Origin of the sequence: Pandoraea norimbergensis, from assembly GCF_001465545.3 — a bacterium.
GTDB classification, from domain to species: domain Bacteria; phylum Pseudomonadota; class Gammaproteobacteria; order Burkholderiales; family Burkholderiaceae; genus Pandoraea; species Pandoraea norimbergensis.
The window spans coordinates 3389551-3409242 of the sequence record NZ_CP013480.3 but is presented as its reverse complement, the minus strand read 5'-3'; the positions used below and the strand labels follow the sequence as shown (position 1 = coordinate 3409242).

The following is a 19692-nucleotide window of genomic DNA, read 5'->3' as shown; positions in this document are numbered from 1 at the left end:
CCCGGTCTGCTTAGTCGCACATGAATACCCAAGAGGCGAAACTCGTCCTCGAGACCGCGTTGATTTGCGCGCAAGAGCCGCTGAAGGTTGGCGATCTGCGAAAGCTTTTCAATGACACCGTGTCTGGCGATACGGTGCGCGCGCTGCTCGAGGAAATCCGCGTGCAATGGGATGGCCGAGGTGTGGAATTGGTGGCTCTGGCCACCGGCTGGCGTTTCCAGAGCCGTCCGCGCATGCGTGAATATCTCGATCGCCTCAATCCGGAAAAGCCGCCGAAGTACTCGCGGGCTGTGATGGAGACGCTGGCGATCATTGCATACCGTCAACCGGTCACACGTGGCGATATTGAAGAAATTCGCGGTGTGACGGTCAATACACAGATCATTAAGCAGCTTGAAGATCGTGGCTGGATCGAGGTGATCGGCCATCGTGACGTGCCGGGACGCCCTGGCCTGTACGCGACGACCAAGGATTTCCTGGACGATCTCGGCTTGCGTGCACTCGACGCGCTGCCGCCGCTGGAAGACCCGGCGGCACAGGCGCAAATCGACTTGCTCGCGCAACAGAACATCGAATTCGGCGAACGTGCCGAAGGCGAAGACAGCAACAACGAGGCGACCTCGGACGATGCGCCGGTCGCCGATGCCGAAGCGCTGGCCCGGCTGGCTGAGGCGCGTGCCGACGATCTGCCGCTCGCCCAAGGCGTGCCGGAAGATCAGCGGCCGGTATCGGATGCGGCGCAAGCGCTCACCGACGACGCGCTGCTCGATGCGGTGATTGCTGAGGGCGAAGGCGGTGATTTGCCGGCGTCGGCGGAACTCGCGGACGTGACGCACGTCAGTGAGCAAGGCGATGTCGAACAAATCGATGCCGCGCTCAAGCAGGACGAGGAATATTCCGAAGATTCGGAACCTGCGGCACCGGTCGACAACGATCCGCCGCAAGATATGCAGCACGTGACGACGCAGGCGGCCGATCCCGCCGCGCCGGCAACGCAAGATGTGACCCCGCACGCTGCCGACACGGCGGCGAACGAAGCCGCATCCGGGCAGCCCTTGCCCGGTGCGGACGAGGACGACGACGAAAACGGCGGGGACGACAAGAATCTCGTCACCGGTACCTGAGGCTCCGGCGCATTGCGCCGGGTTCGCACAGGGCCGTTAGCGACAAAAACGAAGCCGCGGCATAGGTTTGCCGCGCATTCATGGTGCGAACACGGATCAGGGCAGCGATAGTTGCCTGCCCGCCACGATCCCGTTTTCCAATGAGGTTGTGTTGAAACAAAACGAAGAATCCCAGGACCTGCACGCACGCGATGCCGGTGCCGAAGCACGCGCGCCGGAAGGCGAGGGCGGCGATGATAAGGCGTCGCGCCGCGGTTTGCGCCGTGGTCCGCGTAGTCTGATCGCCCGCCGTCGTGCGGCCCAGCAAGCCAAGCGAGAAGGCGATGAAGGCGGCCCGGGCGAGTCCGACTCGTCCGATGCCCCGCATGTCGACGCGCCGCAAGCTCAGGAAGCGGCTGCCGATGGCGCCGCGTCTGCCGCGCAAGGCCGTGGCCGCAGCGGTAGCGGTGCCGGCACTCGCAAGCCGCGCACCAAGCGCGATGGCGCGGGCCAAGGGGCGCAAGGTGCGCCCGCTGGCAACGCAGCCAATGGCGGGACTGCAGGTGCTGCCGGCAATGGTGGTGGCGCTGGTGCAGGCACGGGCGCAGGCAAACCCCAAGGCGCAAGCAAGGGCCGCGGACGCAAGCCGGCCGGTGGTGCTGGTGCTGGCCCCCGTGGCGGAAAGGCCGGCGACGACGACCTGTTTGCGTTTGTGACGTCGGGTGGTTTCGATAGCGAAGAGGCTGAGGGCGACGCCAAGCGTGGTGGTGCCCGTAAGTCGGCTGATCGCCGTGTGCTCTCGCCGGACGACGAAGCGCCCAAGCTGCATAAGGTGCTCGCCGAAGCGGGCATGGGCTCGCGTCGCGAGATGGAAGAATTGATTCTTGCCGGTCGCGTGTCGGTCAATGCCGAGCCGGCACACATCGGCCAGCGCATTCTGCCGACCGATCAGGTTCGTATCAACGGCAAGCTCGTCAAGCGCCGGATCACCAGCAAGCCCCCGCGCGTGCTGCTGTATCACAAGCCGTCGGGCGAGATCGTCAGCCATGCAGATCCGGAAGGCCGTGCGTCGGTGTTCGACCGTCTGCCGCCGATGAAGACTGCGAAGTGGCTGGCCGTGGGCCGTCTTGACTTCAATACGGAAGGTCTGCTGATCCTGACGACGTCGGGCGATCTGGCTAACCGTTTCATGCATCCGCGTTATGGCATCGAGCGTGAATACGCCGTGCGTACCGTCGGTCAGTTGAGCGAGTCGTCGCGTCAGCAATTGCTGCGCGGCATTGAACTCGACGACGGCAAGGCCAACTTCCTGCGCTTGCAGGATGGCGGCGGCGAAGGCTCGAACCACTGGTATCACGTGGCACTGACCGAAGGCCGGAACCGCGAAGTGCGTCGCATGTTCGATGCGGCGGGCCTGATGGTGAGTCGTCTTATCCGTACGCGTTACGGCCCGCTCACGCTGCCGCGCGGCCTCAAGCGTGGCCGTTACGAAGAACTGGACGATGCTCAGGTGCGTTCGCTCTTCGCCGCCGTCGGTATGAAAGTGCCGGGTGCGAGCGAAGCTGAAAAGGGTGGCAAGGGTACGCGTGGCGGGGCAGGTGCGCCGAAAGAGCCGCGCCGTCAGCCGGACCCGATGCAGACCGCGCTTGGCGTGTTCACTCGCGAGCAGGGCTACGGTCAGGCGCGTCGTCCGCGTGCCAATCCGCTCACTACGTTTGTCGGACCGAGCGGCGGTTTCCCGGCGCCGGCGGCATCGCCGCGCGGTGAAGGTCGCCGCTTCGGTGGTGGCAATTCGTCGGGTGGTGGTTTCGGCGGTCAATCGCGTGGCGGCAATTCCGCCGGCGGTGGTGGTTTTGGTGGCCAGTCGCGGGGTGGTAATTCCGCAGGTGGCGGTGGTTTTGGCGGTCAATCGCGCAGCGGTAATTCCGCGGGCGGCGGCGGCTTTGGCGGCCAATCCCGTGGCGGTAGCGGCGGCGGTCGTGGCGGTAATGCCAACGGCAATCGCAGCGGCGGCGGCAATCGTGCCGGCGGCGGTGGCGGCCAGGGCAACACGGGCGGCAACCGGGGCAATCGCGGCGGTAACCGTTCGCGCTAATGCTTCAGGGCAGGCCCGGCATGGTGGGGTGGGTGCACGGCATTCGCGACACCCCGGGCGCCCGTCTGACACGCTGGAAGGCGGCAGACTTATTGCGTTGCAGCGGCGTTGTGAAGACGCCCGTCCCACGGGCATTTGCCATGCCAAGCGTTGCAAAATGGCCAAAAACCATATAAAATCAGTGAATAAGCTGGTTGGCGTGCCGGACTTTCTGTTGCGGCGCGCACCTCATGCGCAATGAGGATGTAAGAAATGGGCGTTTCGCCCATTTTTTTTTGCCGCGAGCGTTTTGCGCGGCCGATACCGCCGCGTTGGGGAGTGGGTGTGTCGACACAGGCACGCCGGCCCGGACGGTCGAGGCAGGTATCGTGCGGCGTCCCATGCGGGGCGCGCAGATATAGTCGGGCGCTGATGCGCACGAGTTTTTCTAGGGTGAGCAAAGTTGCAATTGCCAGAACTGATCGAGACCACGGTCGAAGGCCTGGGTTACGAGCTGGTCGATCTTGAACGCGCCGGCGGCGGTTTGCTGCGAGTTTATATCGACAAGCCTGAGGGCATCGGCATCGATGACTGCGAGACGGTAAGCCGTCAGCTCTCGCACGTGCTGATGGTCGAGAACGTCAACTATGACCGACTCGAAGTGTCGTCACCGGGGCTGGATCGTCCGCTGCGAAAGCTGCGCGACTTCGAGCGTTTTGCCGGTGTTGAAGTGAGTCTCACGTTGCGTGTGCCGCTGGACGGCCGCAAGCAGTTCCGCGGCATCTTGCAGGCGCCGCAAGGCGAAAATCTGAGCCTCGAGTTCGAAGGCAAGGGCGGCCCGGCGCTGCTCGAATTCACCCTCGCGGATATTGACCGTGCGCGCCTAGTGCCGCAGATTGATTTTAGGAGTCGCAAACGATGAGTCGCGAAGTATTGCTGTTGGTCGATGCGCTCGCGCGCGAAAAGAACGTCGACAAAGATGTCGTGTTCGGCGCGCTGGAAGCAGCATTGGCTTCGGCCACCAAAAAGCGCTACACCGAAGACGTCGACATTCGCGTGCACATCGACCGCGAGTCGGGCGAGCACGAGAGCTTCCGTCGTTGGTTGGTTGTGCCCGACGAGGCTGGCCTGCAAGAGCCGGACAAGCAGATTCTGTTGTTTGAGGCAAAGGAAGACAACGACGCGATCGAACTCGGCGAATTTGTCGAAGAGCCGGTTGAGTCGGTCGAATTCGGCCGCATTGGCGCGCAAGCTGCCAAGCAAGTGATTCTGCAACGCATTCGCGATGCCGAGCGCGAGCAGATCCTGTCGGACTTCCTCGAGCGCGGCGAAAAGATCATGACCGGTACGGTCAAGCGTCTCGATAAGGGCAACCTGATCGTCGAGTCGGGCCGTGTCGAAGCGCTGCTGCGTCGCGATCAACTGATTCCGAAAGAAAACCTCCGTATCGGTGACCGCGTTCGCGCGTACATCGTGAAGGTCGATCGCACGGCCCGTGGCCCGCAGATCGAACTCTCGCGTACCGCACCGGAGTTCCTGATCGAGTTGTTCGGCATGGAAGTGCCGGAAATCGAGCAAGGCCTGCTCGAGATCAAGTCCGCCGCCCGTGACCCGGGTGTGCGCGCCAAGATCGCCGTGGTGGCCTACGACAAACGTATCGATCCGATCGGTACGTGCGTGGGTATTCGCGGTACGCGTGTGCAGGCCGTGCGTAACGAACTGGGCGGTGAGAACGTCGATATCGTGCTGTGGTCGGAAGACCCGGCGCAATTCGTGATCGGTGCCCTGGCGCCGGCGGCGGTGCAGTCGATCGTCGTTGACGAAGAGAAGCACAGCATGGACGTCGTCGTCGACGAGAACGAGCTGGCCGTGGCGATTGGCCGCAGTGGTCAGAACGTGCGTCTCGCGTCGGAACTGACCGGCTGGCAGATCAACATCATGACGCCGGACGAATCGGCCGAGAAGCAGAACGAAGAGCGCGGTACGTTGCGCACGTTGTTCATGCAGCGTCTGGATGTGGACGAGGAAGTGGCGGACATCCTGATCGAGGAAGGTTTCTCGAGCCTGGAAGAGATCGCCTACGTGCCCCTCAACGAAATGCTCGAAATCGAGGCTTTCGATGAAGACACGGTGCATGAGTTGCGCAACCGTGCGCGCGACGCACTGCTGACGCAGGCGATTGCCACCGAGGAGAAGGTTGAGGGCGTTGCGCTCGACCTGAAGAGCCTCGACGGCATGACGCCCGAGTTGCTGGCCAAACTGGCCGAGCATGAAATTCAGACGCGCGATGATCTGGCCGAGCTGGCCGTCGACGAACTGACCGAAATGACCGGTGTCGACGAGGAAGCTGCGAAGGCTTTGATCATGAAAGCGCGAGAGCACTGGTTCCAATGATGACCTGCCCCGGCATGCATATGGAACAGTGAACTTTGAAGTTAACCGCAAGGCGCGTGGCCTTGCTTGAAGAGGTTTGAATGGCGAGCATCAACGTAGCCCAATTTGCTGAAGAACTGAAAATGCCGGCCGGCGTGTTGCTGGAGCAACTCAAAGCCGCCGGTGTGGACAAACTCAGCGCCGACGATTCGGTAACGGAAGCCGACAAGGCCCGTTTGCTGGAACACCTGCGCCGATCGCACGGCGCTGGCGACGGCGACAAAAAGAAGATCACTCTGACGCGTCGCCAGACCTCGGAAATCAAGCAAGCCGACTCGACCGGAAAGGCGCGCACGATTCAAGTCGAAGTCCGCAAGAAGCGGACGTTCGTCAAGCGCGACGATGTGGCTGAGGGCGCTGAAAACGCGGCGGTTTCGGCCGAAGACGAAGCGCTGCGCCAACGTGAGGAAGACGCACGCCGTGAGGCGGAGCGTCTTGCTGCCGAGGCTGCGGAACTGAAGCTTCGCCAGGAACAACTTGAACGCGAAGAGGCCGAGCGCCGCGAGCGTGAAGAGAAGGAAGCGGCTGAGCGTCGTGCCCGTGAAGAAGCGGAGCGCGCTGCGGCGGCGGCCAAGGCTGCGGCCGAGCTGAAGGCCAAGGCGGAAGCGAAAGCCGAAGTCAAGGTCGATGCTGAAGCCGACAAGGCCGCTCAGGCCGAGACGGAAAAGGCCGAGCAAGCCAAGCAAGCGGCGGCTCAGGAAGCTGACAAGGCAGCGGCCGCCAAGGCGGACGCCGAGCGCGAGCAGGCCCGCAAGGCCAGCGAAGAAGCGCGTGCAGCTGCCGAGAAGGCCAGTGCTGCGGCTGACAAGGCGCGTGCCGAAGAGGAAGCGATTCGCAAGCGCCGTGCGGCGGCAGAAGCCGAAGCACGTGCCATTCGCGAAATGCTGAATGCCCCGCGCCGCGTGCTGAAGGCACCGGAACCGGCACCGGCACCGGTAGCGGCTCCGGCCGCCGCCAAGCCGGAAGCCAAGGGTACGTTGCACAAGCCGGCCAAGCCGGAAGGTTCGACGTCGGCCAAGCCGGCAGACAAGAAGCCTGCGACCACGGCTGCGCCGTCGACGACGACCGCCGACAAGAAGGACAAGAAGCCGGGTCAGTGGCAGAAGGATGCCGATAACCGCAACAAGCGTGGCGGCATGAAGACCCGCGGCGACGCGAGCGGTGGTTCGGACGGTTGGCGTGGCGGTGGCCGTGGCGGCCGTCGTGGCGATCGTCATGCGCAGGACAATCAGTTCCAGGCGCCGAGCGAGCCGATCGTACGTGACGTGCACGTGCCGGAAACCATTACCGTGGGCGATCTGGCGCACAAGATGGCGGTGAAGGCCTCGGAAGTCATCAAGCTGATGATGAAGATGGGCCAGATGGTGACCATCAACCAGGTGCTGGATCAGGAAACGGCAATGATCATGGTCGAGGAACTCGGCCACCGTGCGATTGCCGCGAAGATGGACGATCCGGAAACGCTGCTGTCGCTGGGCAATGACGCACCGGAAGGCGAAGCCTTGCCGCGTCCGCCGGTGGTGACGGTGATGGGTCACGTCGACCACGGCAAGACCTCGCTGCTGGACTACATCCGTCGCGCCAAGGTCGCGTCGGGCGAAGCCGGTGGTATTACGCAGCACATTGGTGCGTATCACGTTGAAACGCCGCGCGGCACGGTGACGTTCCTCGACACGCCGGGTCACGAGGCCTTCACGGCCATGCGTGCCCGTGGTGCTCAGGCAACGGACATCGTGATTCTGGTGGTGGCGGCCGACGACGGCGTGATGCCGCAGACGAAGGAAGCGATCGCTCACGCGAAGTCGGCCGGTGTGCCGATCGTGGTGGCGATCAACAAGATCGACAAGCCGGAAGCCAACGCCGACCGCGTGAAGCAGGAACTCGTGGCCGAAGGCGTGGTGCCGGAAGAGTACGGTGGCGATTCGCCGTTCGTGCCGGTGTCGGCGAAGACCGGTACGGGTATCGACGATCTGCTCGAGAACGTGCTGCTGCAAGCCGAAGTGCTGGAACTGAAGGCACCGGAAGCCGCTCCGGCCAAGGGTATCGTGATCGAAGCCAAGCTCGACAAGGGTAAGGGTCCGGTGGCGACGATTCTGGTGCAGTCGGGCACGCTCAAGCGTGGCGACATGGTGCTGGCAGGTCAGGCTTATGGCCGCGTGCGTGCCATGCTCGACGAAACCGGCAAGAACGCGAAGGAAGCCGGTCCGTCGATCCCTGTGGAAATTCAGGGTCTGTCGGAAGTGCCGGGTGCCGGTGAAGAAGTGCTGGTCGTGCAAGACGAGCGCAAGGCACGTGAAATCGCCTTGTTCCGTCAGGGCAAGTTCCGCGACGTGAAGCTGGCCAAGCAGCAAGCCGCGAAGCTCGAGAACCTGTTCGAGCAGATGGCCGACGGCGAAGTCAAGACGCTGCCCCTCATCATCAAGGCAGACGTGCAGGGTTCGCAGGAAGCACTGGCGCAGTCGCTCAACAAGCTCTCGACGCCGGAAGTGCGTGTGCAGATCGTGCACGCTGCGGTGGGTGGCATCAGCGAAAGCGACGTCAACCTGGCAACGGCTTCGAAGGCGGTCATCATCGGCTTCAACACGCGTGCCGATGCACTGGCGCGCAAGCTGGCCGAGTCGAACGGCATCGACATCCGTTACTACAACATCATCTATGACGCAGTGGATGAAGTGAAGGCAGCGATGTCGGGCATGCTGGCACCGGAGAAGAAGGAAGAAATCACCGGTCTCGTCGAAGTTCGCCAGACGTTCCGCGTGCCGAAGGTCGGTACGGTTGCCGGTTGTATGGTGCTTGACGGCTTCGTCAAGCGCTCGTCGAATGTCCGCGTGCTGCGCGACAACGTGGTGGTCTTCACGGGCGAGCTGGATTCGCTCAAGCGCTTCAAGGACGACGTCAAGGAAGTCAAGACGGGCTTCGAGTGCGGTTTGTCGGTGAAGAACTTCAACGACATCCAGGAAGGCGACCAACTGGAAGCGTTCGAAATCACTGAGGTTGCGCGTTCGCTGTAAGGCGCGACGTTCAACGGATGTGGAATGGCCCACCAGGCCGGGTAACCGGTGGGGTGGGCCATTGCATTACTAGCGAGTGAGTCATGGCAAAGAAACGTAACATTCCGGGCGGCCGCAATCTGCGCATCAACGATCAGATTCAGCGCGATCTGTCCGAGCTGATCCAGCGTGAAGTGAAAGACCCGCGTATTGGTCTGGTGACGCTGCAAAGCGTGGAAGTCACGCCCGATTACGCGCACGCGAAGGTGTACTACACCACGCTGACGGGTGACCCCAAGCAGACGGGCGAAGCGCTCAACGAAGCGGCCGGTTTTCTGCGCAACATGTTGTTCAAGCGTTTGCACATTCACACCGTGCCGACGTTGCACTTCCACTTCGACCAATCGATTGAACGAGCGATTGAAATGTCGCGCCTCATCGACACGGCCAACGCCACGCGCGCGAAGGAAGAAGAGGAAGAGGGCGGCGTCGACGAAGAAGAACAAGACACGAACGACGTTAATCGCGACGTTAATCGCGACGGTAAGGACGAAGGCAAGGACGACGACCGCAAGTAAGCGGTGGTCTCCGTGGTTCCGGGTTCGACCGACTGAGCACGCCGGGCTGCCGAAAGGCCGGTCCGGCGGTGCACGAAAGCCTGCTGGCGCCTGACGCGCAGCGTGGCTGATTCTCCACGAACATCTCAAGCTCTCCCGCATCATGACGGACCCGCGTTCGCAGGCACCCCGCCAAAAACTTCCCCGATTCGCCCTCGATGGCGTGTTGCTATTGGACAAGCCGTTGGGTCTGTCGTCGAACGACGCGCTCATCAAGGCTAAGCGCTTGCTGCAAGCGTTGAAAGCCGGGCATACCGGCACGCTCGACCCGTTGGCCACCGGCTTGTTGCCGCTGTGTTTTGGCGAAGCGACCAAGTTCTCGCAGGATTTGCTCGAAGCGGACAAGACGTATGAAGCCCGCGTCCGTCTCGGCGAGACCACGACCACGGGGGATGCCGAAGGCGACGTGCTGCAAACCCGCGACGTGACCGTCGATGAAGCCGCTATTCGCGCCGTATTGCCGCAGTTCATTGGACCGATCTCGCAAGTGCCGCCGATGTATTCTGCACTCAAACGTGATGGCAAGCCGCTGTACGAGTACGCGCGCGCCGGTCAGACGCTGGAGCGTGAGGCACGCCAGATCACGATTCATTCGCTCGAATTGCTGGATTGCTCGTTGCCCGACGCGCCGGAGTTCACTTTCCGGGTGACGTGCAGCAAGGGCACATACGTGCGTACGCTGGCAGAAGACATTGGTGAAGCGCTGGGCTGTGGTGCTCACCTGCGGGCGCTGCGCCGCACGGCGGTAGGCCCGTTGACGCTTGATGGTGCGGTCACGCTTGAAGACCTCAATGCGATCGATCAACCGCAGCGTGTGGAAAAACTCGCGCCAGTGGATGCGTTGCTCAAGACGTTGCCGACCGTATGGCTCGACGACGCGCTCGCCAAACGTTTCGGTCACGGTCAACGACTGCGGCTCGACGAGACGCGTTGCCCGCAAACGCTGCGCACCTGCGCATCCGGGCACGAAGAGGGCATCGAAGTGAAGGTCTACGCAGAGGCTGCCGACGACATCGCAGCACGCCTGCTCGGCGTCGCTCGCCTCGACAGTGAGGCACTGCTCACACCGCAGCGATTGCTCAAGACACAGTAATCCGATGGCAGGGGACTCGCGACCCATCTCCGCGCGGTACGCATTCGCTGGAGACGAGTAGCGAAACCCCTAGATAGGGCACCTCTAGTGGCCCCTTGTCGCGGTGACCTCACCGCGTCTCACTTGGTATCCGTGATCGTCACGTTATCCGCCATTGGGCCCTTAGGGCCTTGCACCACGTCATATTCGACGAGCATGCCTTCGACGAGTGTTTGACCCATCACGTTGGTGAGTTTGTCCGAGTGAACGAAAACAGCTTCGCTGCCGTCGTCCGGTGTGATGAAGCCGAAACCTCTGTTGCCGTTGAAAAATTTGACTTTACCTTTCGGCATTTTTCGCTCCTTAACGTGACTTTCGAACCTTGCGCTCACGGCGTCATCCGAGCGCCGCTCCACCAGTCCATCCCATCAAAAATGCTGCTCAGCCCCGGCTTTGCGAAGCCGGGGGCCATGGCGCCTACGGCGCTGCGGCAAAACAGACCGTCGACAACTTTGTACTGGTATCCAGCGCCAGCGAGTGCATTCATTACTTGGTCCAACGTGATTTGTTGCATCGGTATCAGGATGTCGACACCCTGCTGACGGCCCACGTTGCCGAACAGGCCTCCTAGGTCGAGCGACTTCGTGTTGGTAAGGCCCGGCATCTCCTTGACGTCGGTTGACATCGCATACTCGGTGAGCACGCTGTTGGTGTTGATTTTCACCAAATCTTGACCCGGGATTTTCATCGAAATTTAACCCACCCCAATCAGCCTAGTACATCTACTTCTGTGTGGATAAGTCGTCATTTTCCGTGCCCTTGGGGGCCTTTTTCCGCGATACCCGAGACTTGGCCGAACTGGTCTTGAAACGCCAGGAATCGTTGCCCGTTTCTACGATGTGGCAGTGATGCGTCACCCGGTCGAGCAGCGCAGTTGTCATCTTTGCGTCCCCGAATACGCTGGCCCATTCGCTAAAGCTCAGATTCGTCGTTATCGCCACGCTGGTGTGCTCGTACAGCTTCGAGAGCAGATGAAATAGCAGTGCACCGCCCGTCTGGCTGAATGGCAGGTAGCCCAGCTCATCGAGGATCACCATATCCACGTACATCAGCTTGTGCGCTATTTGGCCTTGCTTGCCGATAGCCTTCTCTTGCTCCAGCGCGTTCGTCAGTTCCACTGTCGAAAAGTACCTAACTCGCTTGCCTTGGCGCTGCACCGCTTGGATGCCTATCGCAGTCGCCAAATGCGTCTTGCCGGTACCGGGCCCGCCGATAAACACCACGTTGTGTGCGCTGGAGAGAAACGCCAGGTCATGTAGTTCTCGCACCAGCATTTCATCTACGTGCGCTTGGTCGAAATCGAATCCGGTGAGATCGCGATGTGCCGGGAAACGAGCCGCAGTCATTTGATAGGCAATAGATCGGACTTGGCGCTCTGCCGTCTCAGCCATCAGCAGTTGCTTCATGAAACGCTCCGGATCAAACTCCGTGTGCCTGGATTGTGCGAGCAGCTCCGGCCAACTGCTTGCCATGCCGTGCAACTTCAAACCCTTGAGCTGAGCTGTAATGTCATTAGACATGGCGATTCTCCGGGGCATTGGGCCTTAGGCTCTCATAGCGATCGACATCCGCTGAGGGCTCTTCGGTCAGGTGCAGTTTGGTTGGTGCGGGCAGTAACGGCCCGACTGGCGTTTTGAGCCGGCCCAGCACATTGATGACATGCTCGGCACTCGGCCGACCTGACTCCAATGACATTTTTACGGCAGTCAGCACAGCGTCTAAACCGTGGTCACGTACTGCCGCTAGTACTTGCGTCATAACCCGGTCGCCACCGGGATGCTTGAGCAAGTAATGCTGTAAGCGCTGCAGCGGCACCGGCATCGTCGCAAACGGTGCTCCGTTGCGCAGTGCACCGGGTTTTCGCTCCACCAAGTCGATGTAGTGGCGCCAATCGTAAAAAGTGAGGTATCGATCAAAGCTACGCTCATGTCGGGCGACTTCTTGCCCTTCGGAAACGATGCTCAGATATGTCGGGTAGCAGCGCACGCTAACGACCTGATTGGTCAGATTCGATGGCACGCTGTAGCGATTGCGTTGGAAGTGAATCAGGCTCGTTGAGGAGACGCGTAGCGTCTGCTCAACATATCCATCAAATGGCTTAGGGTTGGGCATCAACTTCGTGCGCTCATCTTGCAACGCGTCAGCAATGGTGAGCTCAGGCCACTGCGGGTGTTTGCCTTGCCACGCGCATAGGCATTGGTCGGCAACCCACTCGTTGAGCGTCGCAAGTGTTTCCCATCGATGCTCGGCCGCTTCATGCCAAATCTGTCGTCGCCGATCTTGCACGTTCTTCTCGACGATACCTTTCTCCCAACCGGCAGCGCGATTGCAGAATTCGGGCTCAAAGAGGTAGTGGCCACACATCGCCTCGAAGCGGGCGTTGATCGCTCGCTCTTTGCCTCGGCCGACCTTGTCGACCGCAGTCTTCATGTTGTCGTAAATCCCTCGCCGAGGCACGCCACCAAATGCTGCAAAAGCTCGAGCATGTGCGTCGAATAGCATCTCATGGCTCTGCGTGGGATAGGCAACCAACCAGAATGCGCGACTGGCGTTGAGTTTGACGTGGGCGACCTCGAGCCGCCGGCGCAAGCCTCCCACGAAGGCATACTCGCAGCTCCAATCAAACTGGAACGCCTCACCCGGATCGAAAGCCAACGGCACGTAAGCTTTGGTGCGTGGTGCCTGGGATTGCGTCTCGTGCCAGTGCCGCACGAAGGCGCTCACTCGTGCGTAGCTGCCGGCGTAGCCCTGTGCATGGATTGCCTCAAACATGAAGCGAGCGGTACGGCGATCACGCTTTGGCCGATGGCTGTCGGTGCGTAACCAGCAGCTCAATTGCTCCGCCCACTCATCGATGACGCTGGGGCTGATTCGCTTGGGGTAATGGGGTTCGACCGCATCGGTCTGGCGCAGCCAGCTGCGAATCGTGTTTCGGGACAGGCCCGTGCGTCGCGCAATCTCTCGCAGCGGTACCTTCTCGCGGAAATACATCCGCCTGATCTTGGCTAGCATGCCCACCGTGATCACCTTGGTATCTCCTGCTCAAAGGTTGAGCAGGACATTGAATCACGTGGGTCAATTTTCGATGAAAACTACACCCCTCAAAGGGTCAGTTCTTGGTGCACATCAACACGCTGTTGGACACTTTTGCCGTAGCGCCGCTGTACTGCGAGGATCCAACGGCACCGTTGATCGCGCCCGCATAGCTGTTCGCCTTCGTGAGCGTTTGCAATCCCTTGTTGCCTTGGAGGCTGGCTTTTTTTGCGGCGTTGCCGGCCAAGCTGGGTTTCACCCGGTTAAGACGGGAGACGAACCGGTTGAACAAGTTGCCGCCCCGAAGTCCCTGACCCGCAATCACCACAGGCGCACGCCGTCCAATTCCCGCCAGCGCACCGGCGCCCAGATTGAAAACGCCCAAACCCAGTCCGAGATACCCCAGCACACTCGCCAGGTCCGGATCACTATCCTCCAGCACGACCGCGGAAATATCGAACGCACCGGCCACCGAAGCGAGCCCGGTCATGCCGATCGCAAGCGCGAGAGAACCGCCGCTGGTAAATGGCGTAGCCAGAACACCCAGCACGCTTAATGCAATACGGAATTCCTGCGTGTACATGAGCGGCATCGTGTCGAGACGGCTGTACTGCGCAACTTCCGCGTGCCCGCTCGGATCGTGATAGTTGAGGGGATCGCCGTGGCAATAGACGTAGGCGGCGATCCCGCCCATATCGAATGGACTCAGGGTGTCGGGCGACTGGAATCGGCAATGCTCCGGGTCATACATCCGGTAGCCGTTGCCGAGATGGTAGAGCCCCACATAGTTCAACGGTTCGCCTTTGAAACCGAGCCACGTGAGCGCACCGGGGTCTGAAGTCCGGTAGCCGTAAGGGGTAAAGCGGTAGTACGTGATGGCCTTGGTATCGAGGTCGATGCTGGCGAAGACGGTCCCGGCCTGATCCCGAAGTTCAAAGGAACTGGTGGCCGTCGTCTTGCCGTCGATCGTCGTGGATGCCTCTTGCAGGAAGCATGACGGGCTGTCGTTTTTCAGGACAAGGGAGCGCTTGTTGAAGCCGTGCTGCGATACGGTGTCCTGTTGGGAAACGGCATATCGCCTTTGCCCACGGTAGTGGTAGGTCTCGTTCCACCGCCCCTTGCCCGCAGAGCCTCCGCGAATTCGCCCAAGATCGTCATAGGTGAAGACGAAATCACCGTCTTTTCCACCCGCCGTGGCAGAGCAACTCTTTATCTGGCCGTTGCCGTGGTAGGCGAGGCTGCGATTCGATCGCTTCGTCAGCCGCCCCGCTTCATCGTTGAGATAGGCAGTGCCATCAAGCGAGGCGAGCACGCCGGGTTTGTTGTCGTCGTAGACACGCTTCGTCGTGGATACCGAGAGCTTCTCCGGACGGCTCGCGCCGGTATAGAACTCGTTGTCGCTCGACAAGACATTGGCCAGCTTGTCGTAATCGAAGACCTGTTTGACATATTGCTTGCCGCCATAGCCTGCGACACCTGCCTGCGAGCAGTACCACGTTTTCAGACGTTGTGAGTCGTCGTACTCGAAGTAGTCGCTGTTCGATGTCTTGTCGTCGACCTTGAGCATGATGCGGTTGATGCGGCCGTCGTCCATGCGCTGACTTTCAATGACATGTGTCTTGATGCCGGTGCATTCGAATTTGCGCTTGATCTCGATCCCCGAGCGGTTGTAACTGTAGTGCACCGTCATGGTGAGATTCTGCTTCGCGGCCTTGATCGTTTCTTTCGACAACAGGCCGTTATCCGAATAGACGAACGTGGCCTCACAGCTATCGTTTTTCGAACGGACGAGTCGTCCGAAGGCGTCGTAGTGGAACTTCGTCTTCGCACCGGTGATGTCCTCGAATGCGATGATTTGCTGCCGGTGGCTGAACTGTGTCTTCGACGTCAGCGTGCCAACGCCGTCCGCTGTGGTCTCGGAGTACTTCAGGCCGGTACTGTCGATTTCGCTCTTGTAGCCTGTGACCGTTGGGGGGCGAGCGCCAGCATCGATGTCCTTGCCCCAGCGTGATGAGCCGTTGTAAATGAAGAGGGCATCGGTGCCGTTGCGCATCTCCTTGTCGGGGCGACCGAGGCCGTCGACCGATTGTTGGCCTAGCGTGATCGTGCCCTTCGCGTCTTTGAGGTAACCCCCGATGGCGACACCGGCAAGATTCGCGGCGGAGTAGTCGTTGCTGATCTCGATGCCGTTGGTAGTCGAGGTGAGTAAGCGGTCGAAGCGATCGTAGGTAAAGGCCGTGGCGGCGCCTTTCTTGGGTGTGAGTGTTTTGAGCCGGCCGTGGCCATCGTAGGCCATCGTGATCTTGTCACCGGCGCTGGTCTTCCGGTCACCGTCGATGGTCTCGATGTGGACGGACGTCATATTGCCGCCGAGGTCGAAAGCGGTGAGCTTCCTGAATGACGGGGCACTCGATGCGCCGGAGGTCTCGATAAGCGTGCGCTTGCCGGCATCGTAGCTGCGCTGTGTTTCGATGGCACCCACGAGCATGGTTTCGCTCATGGCCTTACTTGCGAGGGACAGCGACTTGGTGTCGACCTCTTTGTCGCTGGCAGCCGCTTTGGCGATTTTCAGTTGTTCGGCGCTGACGTCGATTTCTTCATATGACGGGTGCATCACGGTGAGCTTTCTGCCCGGCAGAAGCACATGTTCCCGGTCAACGCCACCGACGTATTTGCCGGTGAACTTTGCATAGCCGTAGTACGTGAGACGTAGCGAATGTTTCTTGGCGCCATCCGTTCGATAAACGAGTTCGGACTCCACGTGCGAGGTGAATCCTTTCGGGTCACCCGCATAGTTCATCGCGAACGGGAGCTGAAAGGCGGCTTTTGCGTAGTCGTTTTTGGTGATCGACATGGTGACTGTCGAATCGATTCGGGTACCCCACGTCACCCCGCCGGAGCCGAAGGCAACGAAGCCAAGGCCTATCGGATTCACGTAATCGACGATCTTCAACAGAATGCCGAAGAAGCTGGTGTCGTAATAGCGCGTCCCGCTTTCCTTGACGGTGTAGGCGGCATAGTTGTTGTAGTAGGTCCATTCAGTGGTCGTGGCATCCTTAGTGGACTTGATGAGGTTGCCAATGGCGTCGTATTCGAGCGTGAGTTCGTCGACGACCGTGCCGTCGATCTTCTTGATCGTTTTATGGGTTGCGACGCCGCGCGCCTTGTCAATGCTGACGCTTTGTTCAGTGAGGACGGTGACGTCGGCGGCAGTGACCGCTTCCGAGGCTTGCCCGGTGTCCTTGGACGTGTAGACGCGCGTAAGAACGTTCTTGCTGCCTTGCGTGCAGGCAATGGTGGTCTTGTTCGTTTCGTATTGGTAACTCTCGACCAAGGCGGTGACGCCGCCGCCAGGTGAGGCGGTGTGCTTGACGACCTGGTTGTCTTTGAAATCCATCGACTCGGTGTGCGTCGAGGTTTCCAGCACATCCGGATCTCCTTTCTTTTCCGCCGCAACTGACTGCTGACGGCGCATTTCGAATTTTTTGATGTTGCCCTGTTCATTTTCGAGAAAGTAGATTGTCTTGGCGGTTCCGATGGCGCCGGTGACTTCAATGGTTTGCTTGAAAGTATCTCGGGTATTGGTGTACGCGCAGGTGTAGCTCACTTGTTCGTCGCTACCGGGGAAAAGAGTGAGGTTTTTCAGCATCGGCGCAGGGTTTCTGAGGCCGAGTGGGGCGAGCGGTGAATCCATCCAGTCCGCGTTGAGCAGACGGCCGTCGTCGTCATTGATGGCGACGACTCGCGGTGTGCTATCGAATATTTTCCAATCGAATGTCAGTGAGCGGCCCGAGGGCAGGATGTAGTGAGTCGGATATACCCAAAATTTTTGAGCGCCGGGCCGCGACCCAGGTATTTCACTAATTCCGAATTTTTCGGAGACACCATTCTTGTGATAGACGATGAAGGCATTGCCCGCGTCCTCTACCAGGAAGTCCCCGCCATTGAATGATTCACCGCGGCGCAACTCGAAGTTGAGCGTGCGCCCGTCGCACAGCGGCATGTCTTTATAAGTGAAGTCGACTCCAGTATGACTTTGAACGAACGTGTGGATGCCACAAGGAAGAATATTGAGGTTGCCTTCGTGGGTCTTGCACGAAAGACTGATGTCGAGCGCCGGTGAAATACCTGCATCGGCGAAAAGACTAGCGATCGGAATTCTTAAAAGGCCTTCACCGCTTTTGGGGCTGACGTACACGTGCCGATTCATCGACGCATAGGTTTCGAACGCCAATTGTGCGTTGCTGCTGAAATGCTTGATCGGAGACATGTTGACGCTCCCACGAAGGCGGCGATATGCCGGAGTTGCCTTCATTGAAGCACCACGAATCACGGCCAAACACTGTCAAGGTTGACAGGCGACAGCCGTCACGCGCTATGGGACGCTGACGTCAGAACGTGGGAGCGAGGGGAGGTAGGGCAGGGCGGGGGTACGGCGAACGCTGGGAAGACAGCGTGGTGAGCGGGCGGTGAGACTACCGCCCGCATTGCCGAGTTAGTTGGCGACGTTCTCGGGCTTGAGGGCGTCGATGGCGCCCAGCGCAGCACGAACGTCCATGGCGTACTTGGCGAGCGCTTTCTGCTCGTCGGTCTTCGGCTCGAACGACGGCACGCTGACCGGGTGATTGCTTTCATCGACGGCGACGAAGACCATCAGGCAGTCAGTTGTCTGGCGCAGTTCGCCCCATTTCGGGTCGCCCGCGTGCACCGACACGTGGATGTGCATGCTCGTGCGTCCGGTAGCGACGATGCGCGCACGCAGTTCCACCAGATTGCCCACCAGAATCGGCCGATGGAAGTGAATATTGCCCACGCTCACCGTGACGCAATAACGGCCCGACCATGTGGCGGCGCAAGCGTAGGCCACTTCATCGATCCATTTCATCAGCGAGCCCCCGTGCACCTTGCCGCCAAAGTTGACGGCAGCCGGCTCGGCCAGGAATCGGAAGGTGATCTCGGAGCGGTCGCTCTGGTTTTGCGGGGTATTCATGATTGTGCTGATTGTGCGGGGGAAATGTATCGTCGGGCCTCGCCCATGGCAGAGCGTTTGGCCGTCAGAACGCCGATGATACTGCGAATGCGCAAAACGCGTGCCGACGGGTGACATTTCCAGGCAGGCGAAATCTGAAAGCGGATTGACAATGGCCGCGCATAACGTTGTGGTTTCCCCTGCAATACAACGCAACGCAGGGTGGTGCGATGCTACGCATCGTCAACGTTATCGGCCAGCATCGTGCCATGGCGCGATGCTGGCCATGGAGCTTGCGGGATGCTATCTAGAATTGGCGCAACGCGCGCCGCAGCGGCACTAACCGTCCCATCGAATCCACCGCATCTCCGAATCGACATACCCGCCGAACACGATGCCATGCTCCCGGCCGAGGAGCTTCGGGCCCCATCGGCCGAGTCGGCCAAGTCGAACGTTGCCGAACGAGGCTCTGCGTGCACGTTCATCGAGATGCATACGGAAGAAGGGGACACTCAGCAAGGCGACAGGCTCCCCCACTACGGCAGGGTGGCGGGCGCAGGGGTGTTGTTGACCCATGCGGCCAATTTTGCGGCACAGGTCGCAAGTTCGGCCGCGCCGTATCTGGCGCCGAAGTACTTCGCGGGGCTCGCTGCCGAGGTCATGTACGAGACGACCATGATGCCGACGAGCCCCGCCTACTCAACCGTATTTCCACCCAACCCCGCATGTTCGCCTTGCCAGGTGTTGCGTATCGGAAGCGCAGTCTTCACGCCGGGTACGATGTTGGCACCGTATTTCGCATTGCTTGCGCTGGGCGACCTGATTTGCTGGTCTATCGAAATCGGCAAGCCGGGGGCCCTGCGTTTTCAAGGCGACAGCATCGCTAACCTCATGGGATGGATGAATGATCGCGGGGTCTTCGCACAAATGCTTGCCGTGTTGGGGCCGCCCGAACCTGCTACTGGCGAATCGCCGAGTCGTCCAAACGCGCCAAACCCATCGATTCGTGCCGGTATCCTTGCCTCGGTTCTAGCGAAGTTGCGTGACAAGCTCGTCATGCACGACGATCCGCATTGGCAGAGGCAACTTGCGTGGCACATCCGCTCGGCATCCACGACCCTATTCATCCTGCTCGTGGCGCGTTTGCCGTTTGGCAAAGACGTGTCAACGGTTCCCGATGGATTGGTTGACCTCTATCGATGGATCGAGGCAGGGGGCGGGGCGACCAAAGCCGCGGCCGTGATGTCGGAAGCGCTGTTTGATATGTATTATTCGCCCGATGGATCGGTTTGCCCATTGGAACGCGTGCATGTTGAGGCGCGTGATGCCGGTCGTTGAATC

14 protein-coding genes and 1 pseudogene are annotated in these 19692 nt (G+C 60.4%); 8 read left to right on the top strand and 7 right to left on the bottom strand.

From position 1 onward, the window contains the following. Window positions 1-20: 20 nt before the first annotated feature. Window positions 21-1124: an SMC-Scp complex subunit ScpB gene (scpB, locus tag AT302_RS14770; RefSeq protein ID WP_058379071.1), complete on the top strand. Its 1104-nt coding sequence runs from the start codon at window positions 21-23 to the stop codon at window positions 1122-1124. 256 nt (window positions 1125-1380) lie between these two features. Next, a complete protein-coding gene (locus AT302_RS14765) occupies window positions 1381-3198 on the top strand; it encodes a pseudouridine synthase (protein ID WP_447639687.1) in 1818 nt (605 codons plus the stop codon). Window positions 3199-3287: 89 nt separating this feature from the next. Here AT302_RS14765 and AT302_RS27620 read toward each other — a convergent pair whose 3' ends face one another. Then, window positions 3288-3638, bottom strand: a complete 351-nt coding sequence (locus AT302_RS27620; protein ID WP_157125795.1) for a hypothetical protein — start codon at window positions 3636-3638, stop codon at window positions 3288-3290. A 2-nt stretch (window positions 3639-3640) separates the two neighbouring features. Between AT302_RS27620 and rimP the strand changes: the two genes are divergently transcribed. The 5 genes and pseudogenes from rimP (at window position 3641) to truB (ending at window position 10310) form a co-directional block, all read left to right on the top strand. Next, window positions 3641-4099, top strand: a complete 459-nt coding sequence (rimP, locus tag AT302_RS14760; RefSeq protein WP_058379070.1) for a ribosome maturation factor RimP — start codon at window positions 3641-3643, stop codon at window positions 4097-4099. Then, the gene (nusA, locus tag AT302_RS14755; RefSeq protein WP_058379069.1) at window positions 4096-5571 is read left to right on the top strand and encodes a transcription termination factor NusA; all 1476 of its coding nucleotides are present in this window, start codon (window positions 4096-4098) and stop codon (window positions 5569-5571) included. The genes rimP and nusA overlap by 4 nt, the downstream gene beginning before the upstream one ends. A gap of 80 nt (window positions 5572-5651) precedes the next feature. Further along, the gene (infB, locus tag AT302_RS14750; RefSeq protein WP_058379068.1) at window positions 5652-8621 is read left to right on the top strand and encodes a translation initiation factor IF-2; all 2970 of its coding nucleotides are present in this window, start codon (window positions 5652-5654) and stop codon (window positions 8619-8621) included. An 83-nt stretch (window positions 8622-8704) separates the two neighbouring features. Further along, window positions 8705-9073: pseudogene (gene rbfA, locus AT302_RS14745) on the top strand (30S ribosome-binding factor RbfA); the annotation flags it as partial. 247 nt (window positions 9074-9320) lie between these two features. Beyond that, complete coding sequence (gene truB, locus AT302_RS14740; RefSeq protein ID WP_058379067.1) at window positions 9321-10310, top strand: tRNA pseudouridine(55) synthase TruB; 990 nt, start codon at window positions 9321-9323, stop codon at window positions 10308-10310. A 119-nt stretch (window positions 10311-10429) separates the two neighbouring features. On the opposite strand, the gene AT302_RS14735 is transcribed toward truB, so the two are convergent. The 6 genes from AT302_RS14735 to AT302_RS14710 all read right to left on the bottom strand — a co-directional run bounded on the left by AT302_RS14735 (window position 10430) and on the right by AT302_RS14710 (window position 18372). Next, window positions 10430-10642, bottom strand: a complete 213-nt coding sequence (locus AT302_RS14735) for a cold-shock protein (RefSeq protein WP_058379066.1) — start codon at window positions 10640-10642, stop codon at window positions 10430-10432. Window positions 10643-10677: 35 nt separating this feature from the next. Further along, window positions 10678-11037, bottom strand: a complete 360-nt coding sequence (locus tag AT302_RS14730) for a hypothetical protein (RefSeq protein ID WP_058379065.1) — start codon at window positions 11035-11037, stop codon at window positions 10678-10680. Between the two features lie 34 nt (window positions 11038-11071). Then, window positions 11072-11869: an IS21-like element helper ATPase IstB gene (gene istB / locus AT302_RS14725; protein ID WP_058376310.1), complete on the bottom strand. Its 798-nt coding sequence runs from the start codon at window positions 11867-11869 to the stop codon at window positions 11072-11074. Beyond that, on the bottom strand, window positions 11862-13367 hold the full coding sequence (istA, locus tag AT302_RS14720) for an IS21 family transposase (RefSeq protein ID WP_058379935.1): 1506 nt from the start codon (window positions 13365-13367) through the stop codon (window positions 11862-11864). The genes istB and istA overlap by 8 nt, the downstream gene beginning before the upstream one ends. Window positions 13368-13458: 91 nt before the next feature. Beyond that, window positions 13459-17652, bottom strand: coding sequence for an RHS repeat-associated core domain-containing protein (locus AT302_RS14715; protein WP_058379064.1), 4194 nt, complete (start codon window positions 17650-17652; stop codon window positions 13459-13461). Between the two features lie 225 nt (window positions 17653-17877). After that, window positions 17878-18372, bottom strand: a complete 495-nt coding sequence (locus tag AT302_RS14710) for an acyl-CoA thioesterase (RefSeq protein ID WP_058379063.1) — start codon at window positions 18370-18372, stop codon at window positions 17878-17880. Between the two features lie 468 nt (window positions 18373-18840). Between AT302_RS14710 and AT302_RS14705 the strand changes: the two genes are divergently transcribed. Next, complete coding sequence (locus AT302_RS14705) at window positions 18841-19689, top strand: hypothetical protein (RefSeq protein ID WP_157125794.1); 849 nt, start codon at window positions 18841-18843, stop codon at window positions 19687-19689. Window positions 19690-19692: the final 3 nt, after the last annotated feature.

Coding starts and splice junctions, on each gene's coding strand:
- AT302_RS14735 (WP_058379066.1), bottom strand. CDS start 10,642: ATGCCGAAAGGTAAAGTCAAATTTTTCAACGGCAACAGAGGTTTCGGC.
- istB (WP_058376310.1), bottom strand. CDS start 11,869: ATGTCTAATGACATTACAGCTCAGCTCAAGGGTTTGAAGTTGCACGGC.
- nusA (WP_058379069.1), top strand. CDS start 4,096: ATGAGTCGCGAAGTATTGCTGTTGGTCGATGCGCTCGCGCGCGAAAAG.
- AT302_RS14730 (WP_058379065.1), bottom strand. CDS start 11,037: ATGAAAATCCCGGGTCAAGATTTGGTGAAAATCAACACCAACAGCGTG.
- infB (WP_058379068.1), top strand. CDS start 5,652: ATGGCGAGCATCAACGTAGCCCAATTTGCTGAAGAACTGAAAATGCCG.
- AT302_RS14715 (WP_058379064.1), bottom strand. CDS start 17,652: ATGTCTCCGATCAAGCATTTCAGCAGCAACGCACAATTGGCGTTCGAA.
- AT302_RS14710 (WP_058379063.1), bottom strand. CDS start 18,372: ATGAATACCCCGCAAAACCAGAGCGACCGCTCCGAGATCACCTTCCGA.
- AT302_RS14705 (WP_157125794.1), top strand. CDS start 18,841: ATGCATACGGAAGAAGGGGACACTCAGCAAGGCGACAGGCTCCCCCAC.
- truB (WP_058379067.1), top strand. CDS start 9,321: ATGACGGACCCGCGTTCGCAGGCACCCCGCCAAAAACTTCCCCGATTC.
- scpB (WP_058379071.1), top strand. CDS start 21: ATGAATACCCAAGAGGCGAAACTCGTCCTCGAGACCGCGTTGATTTGC.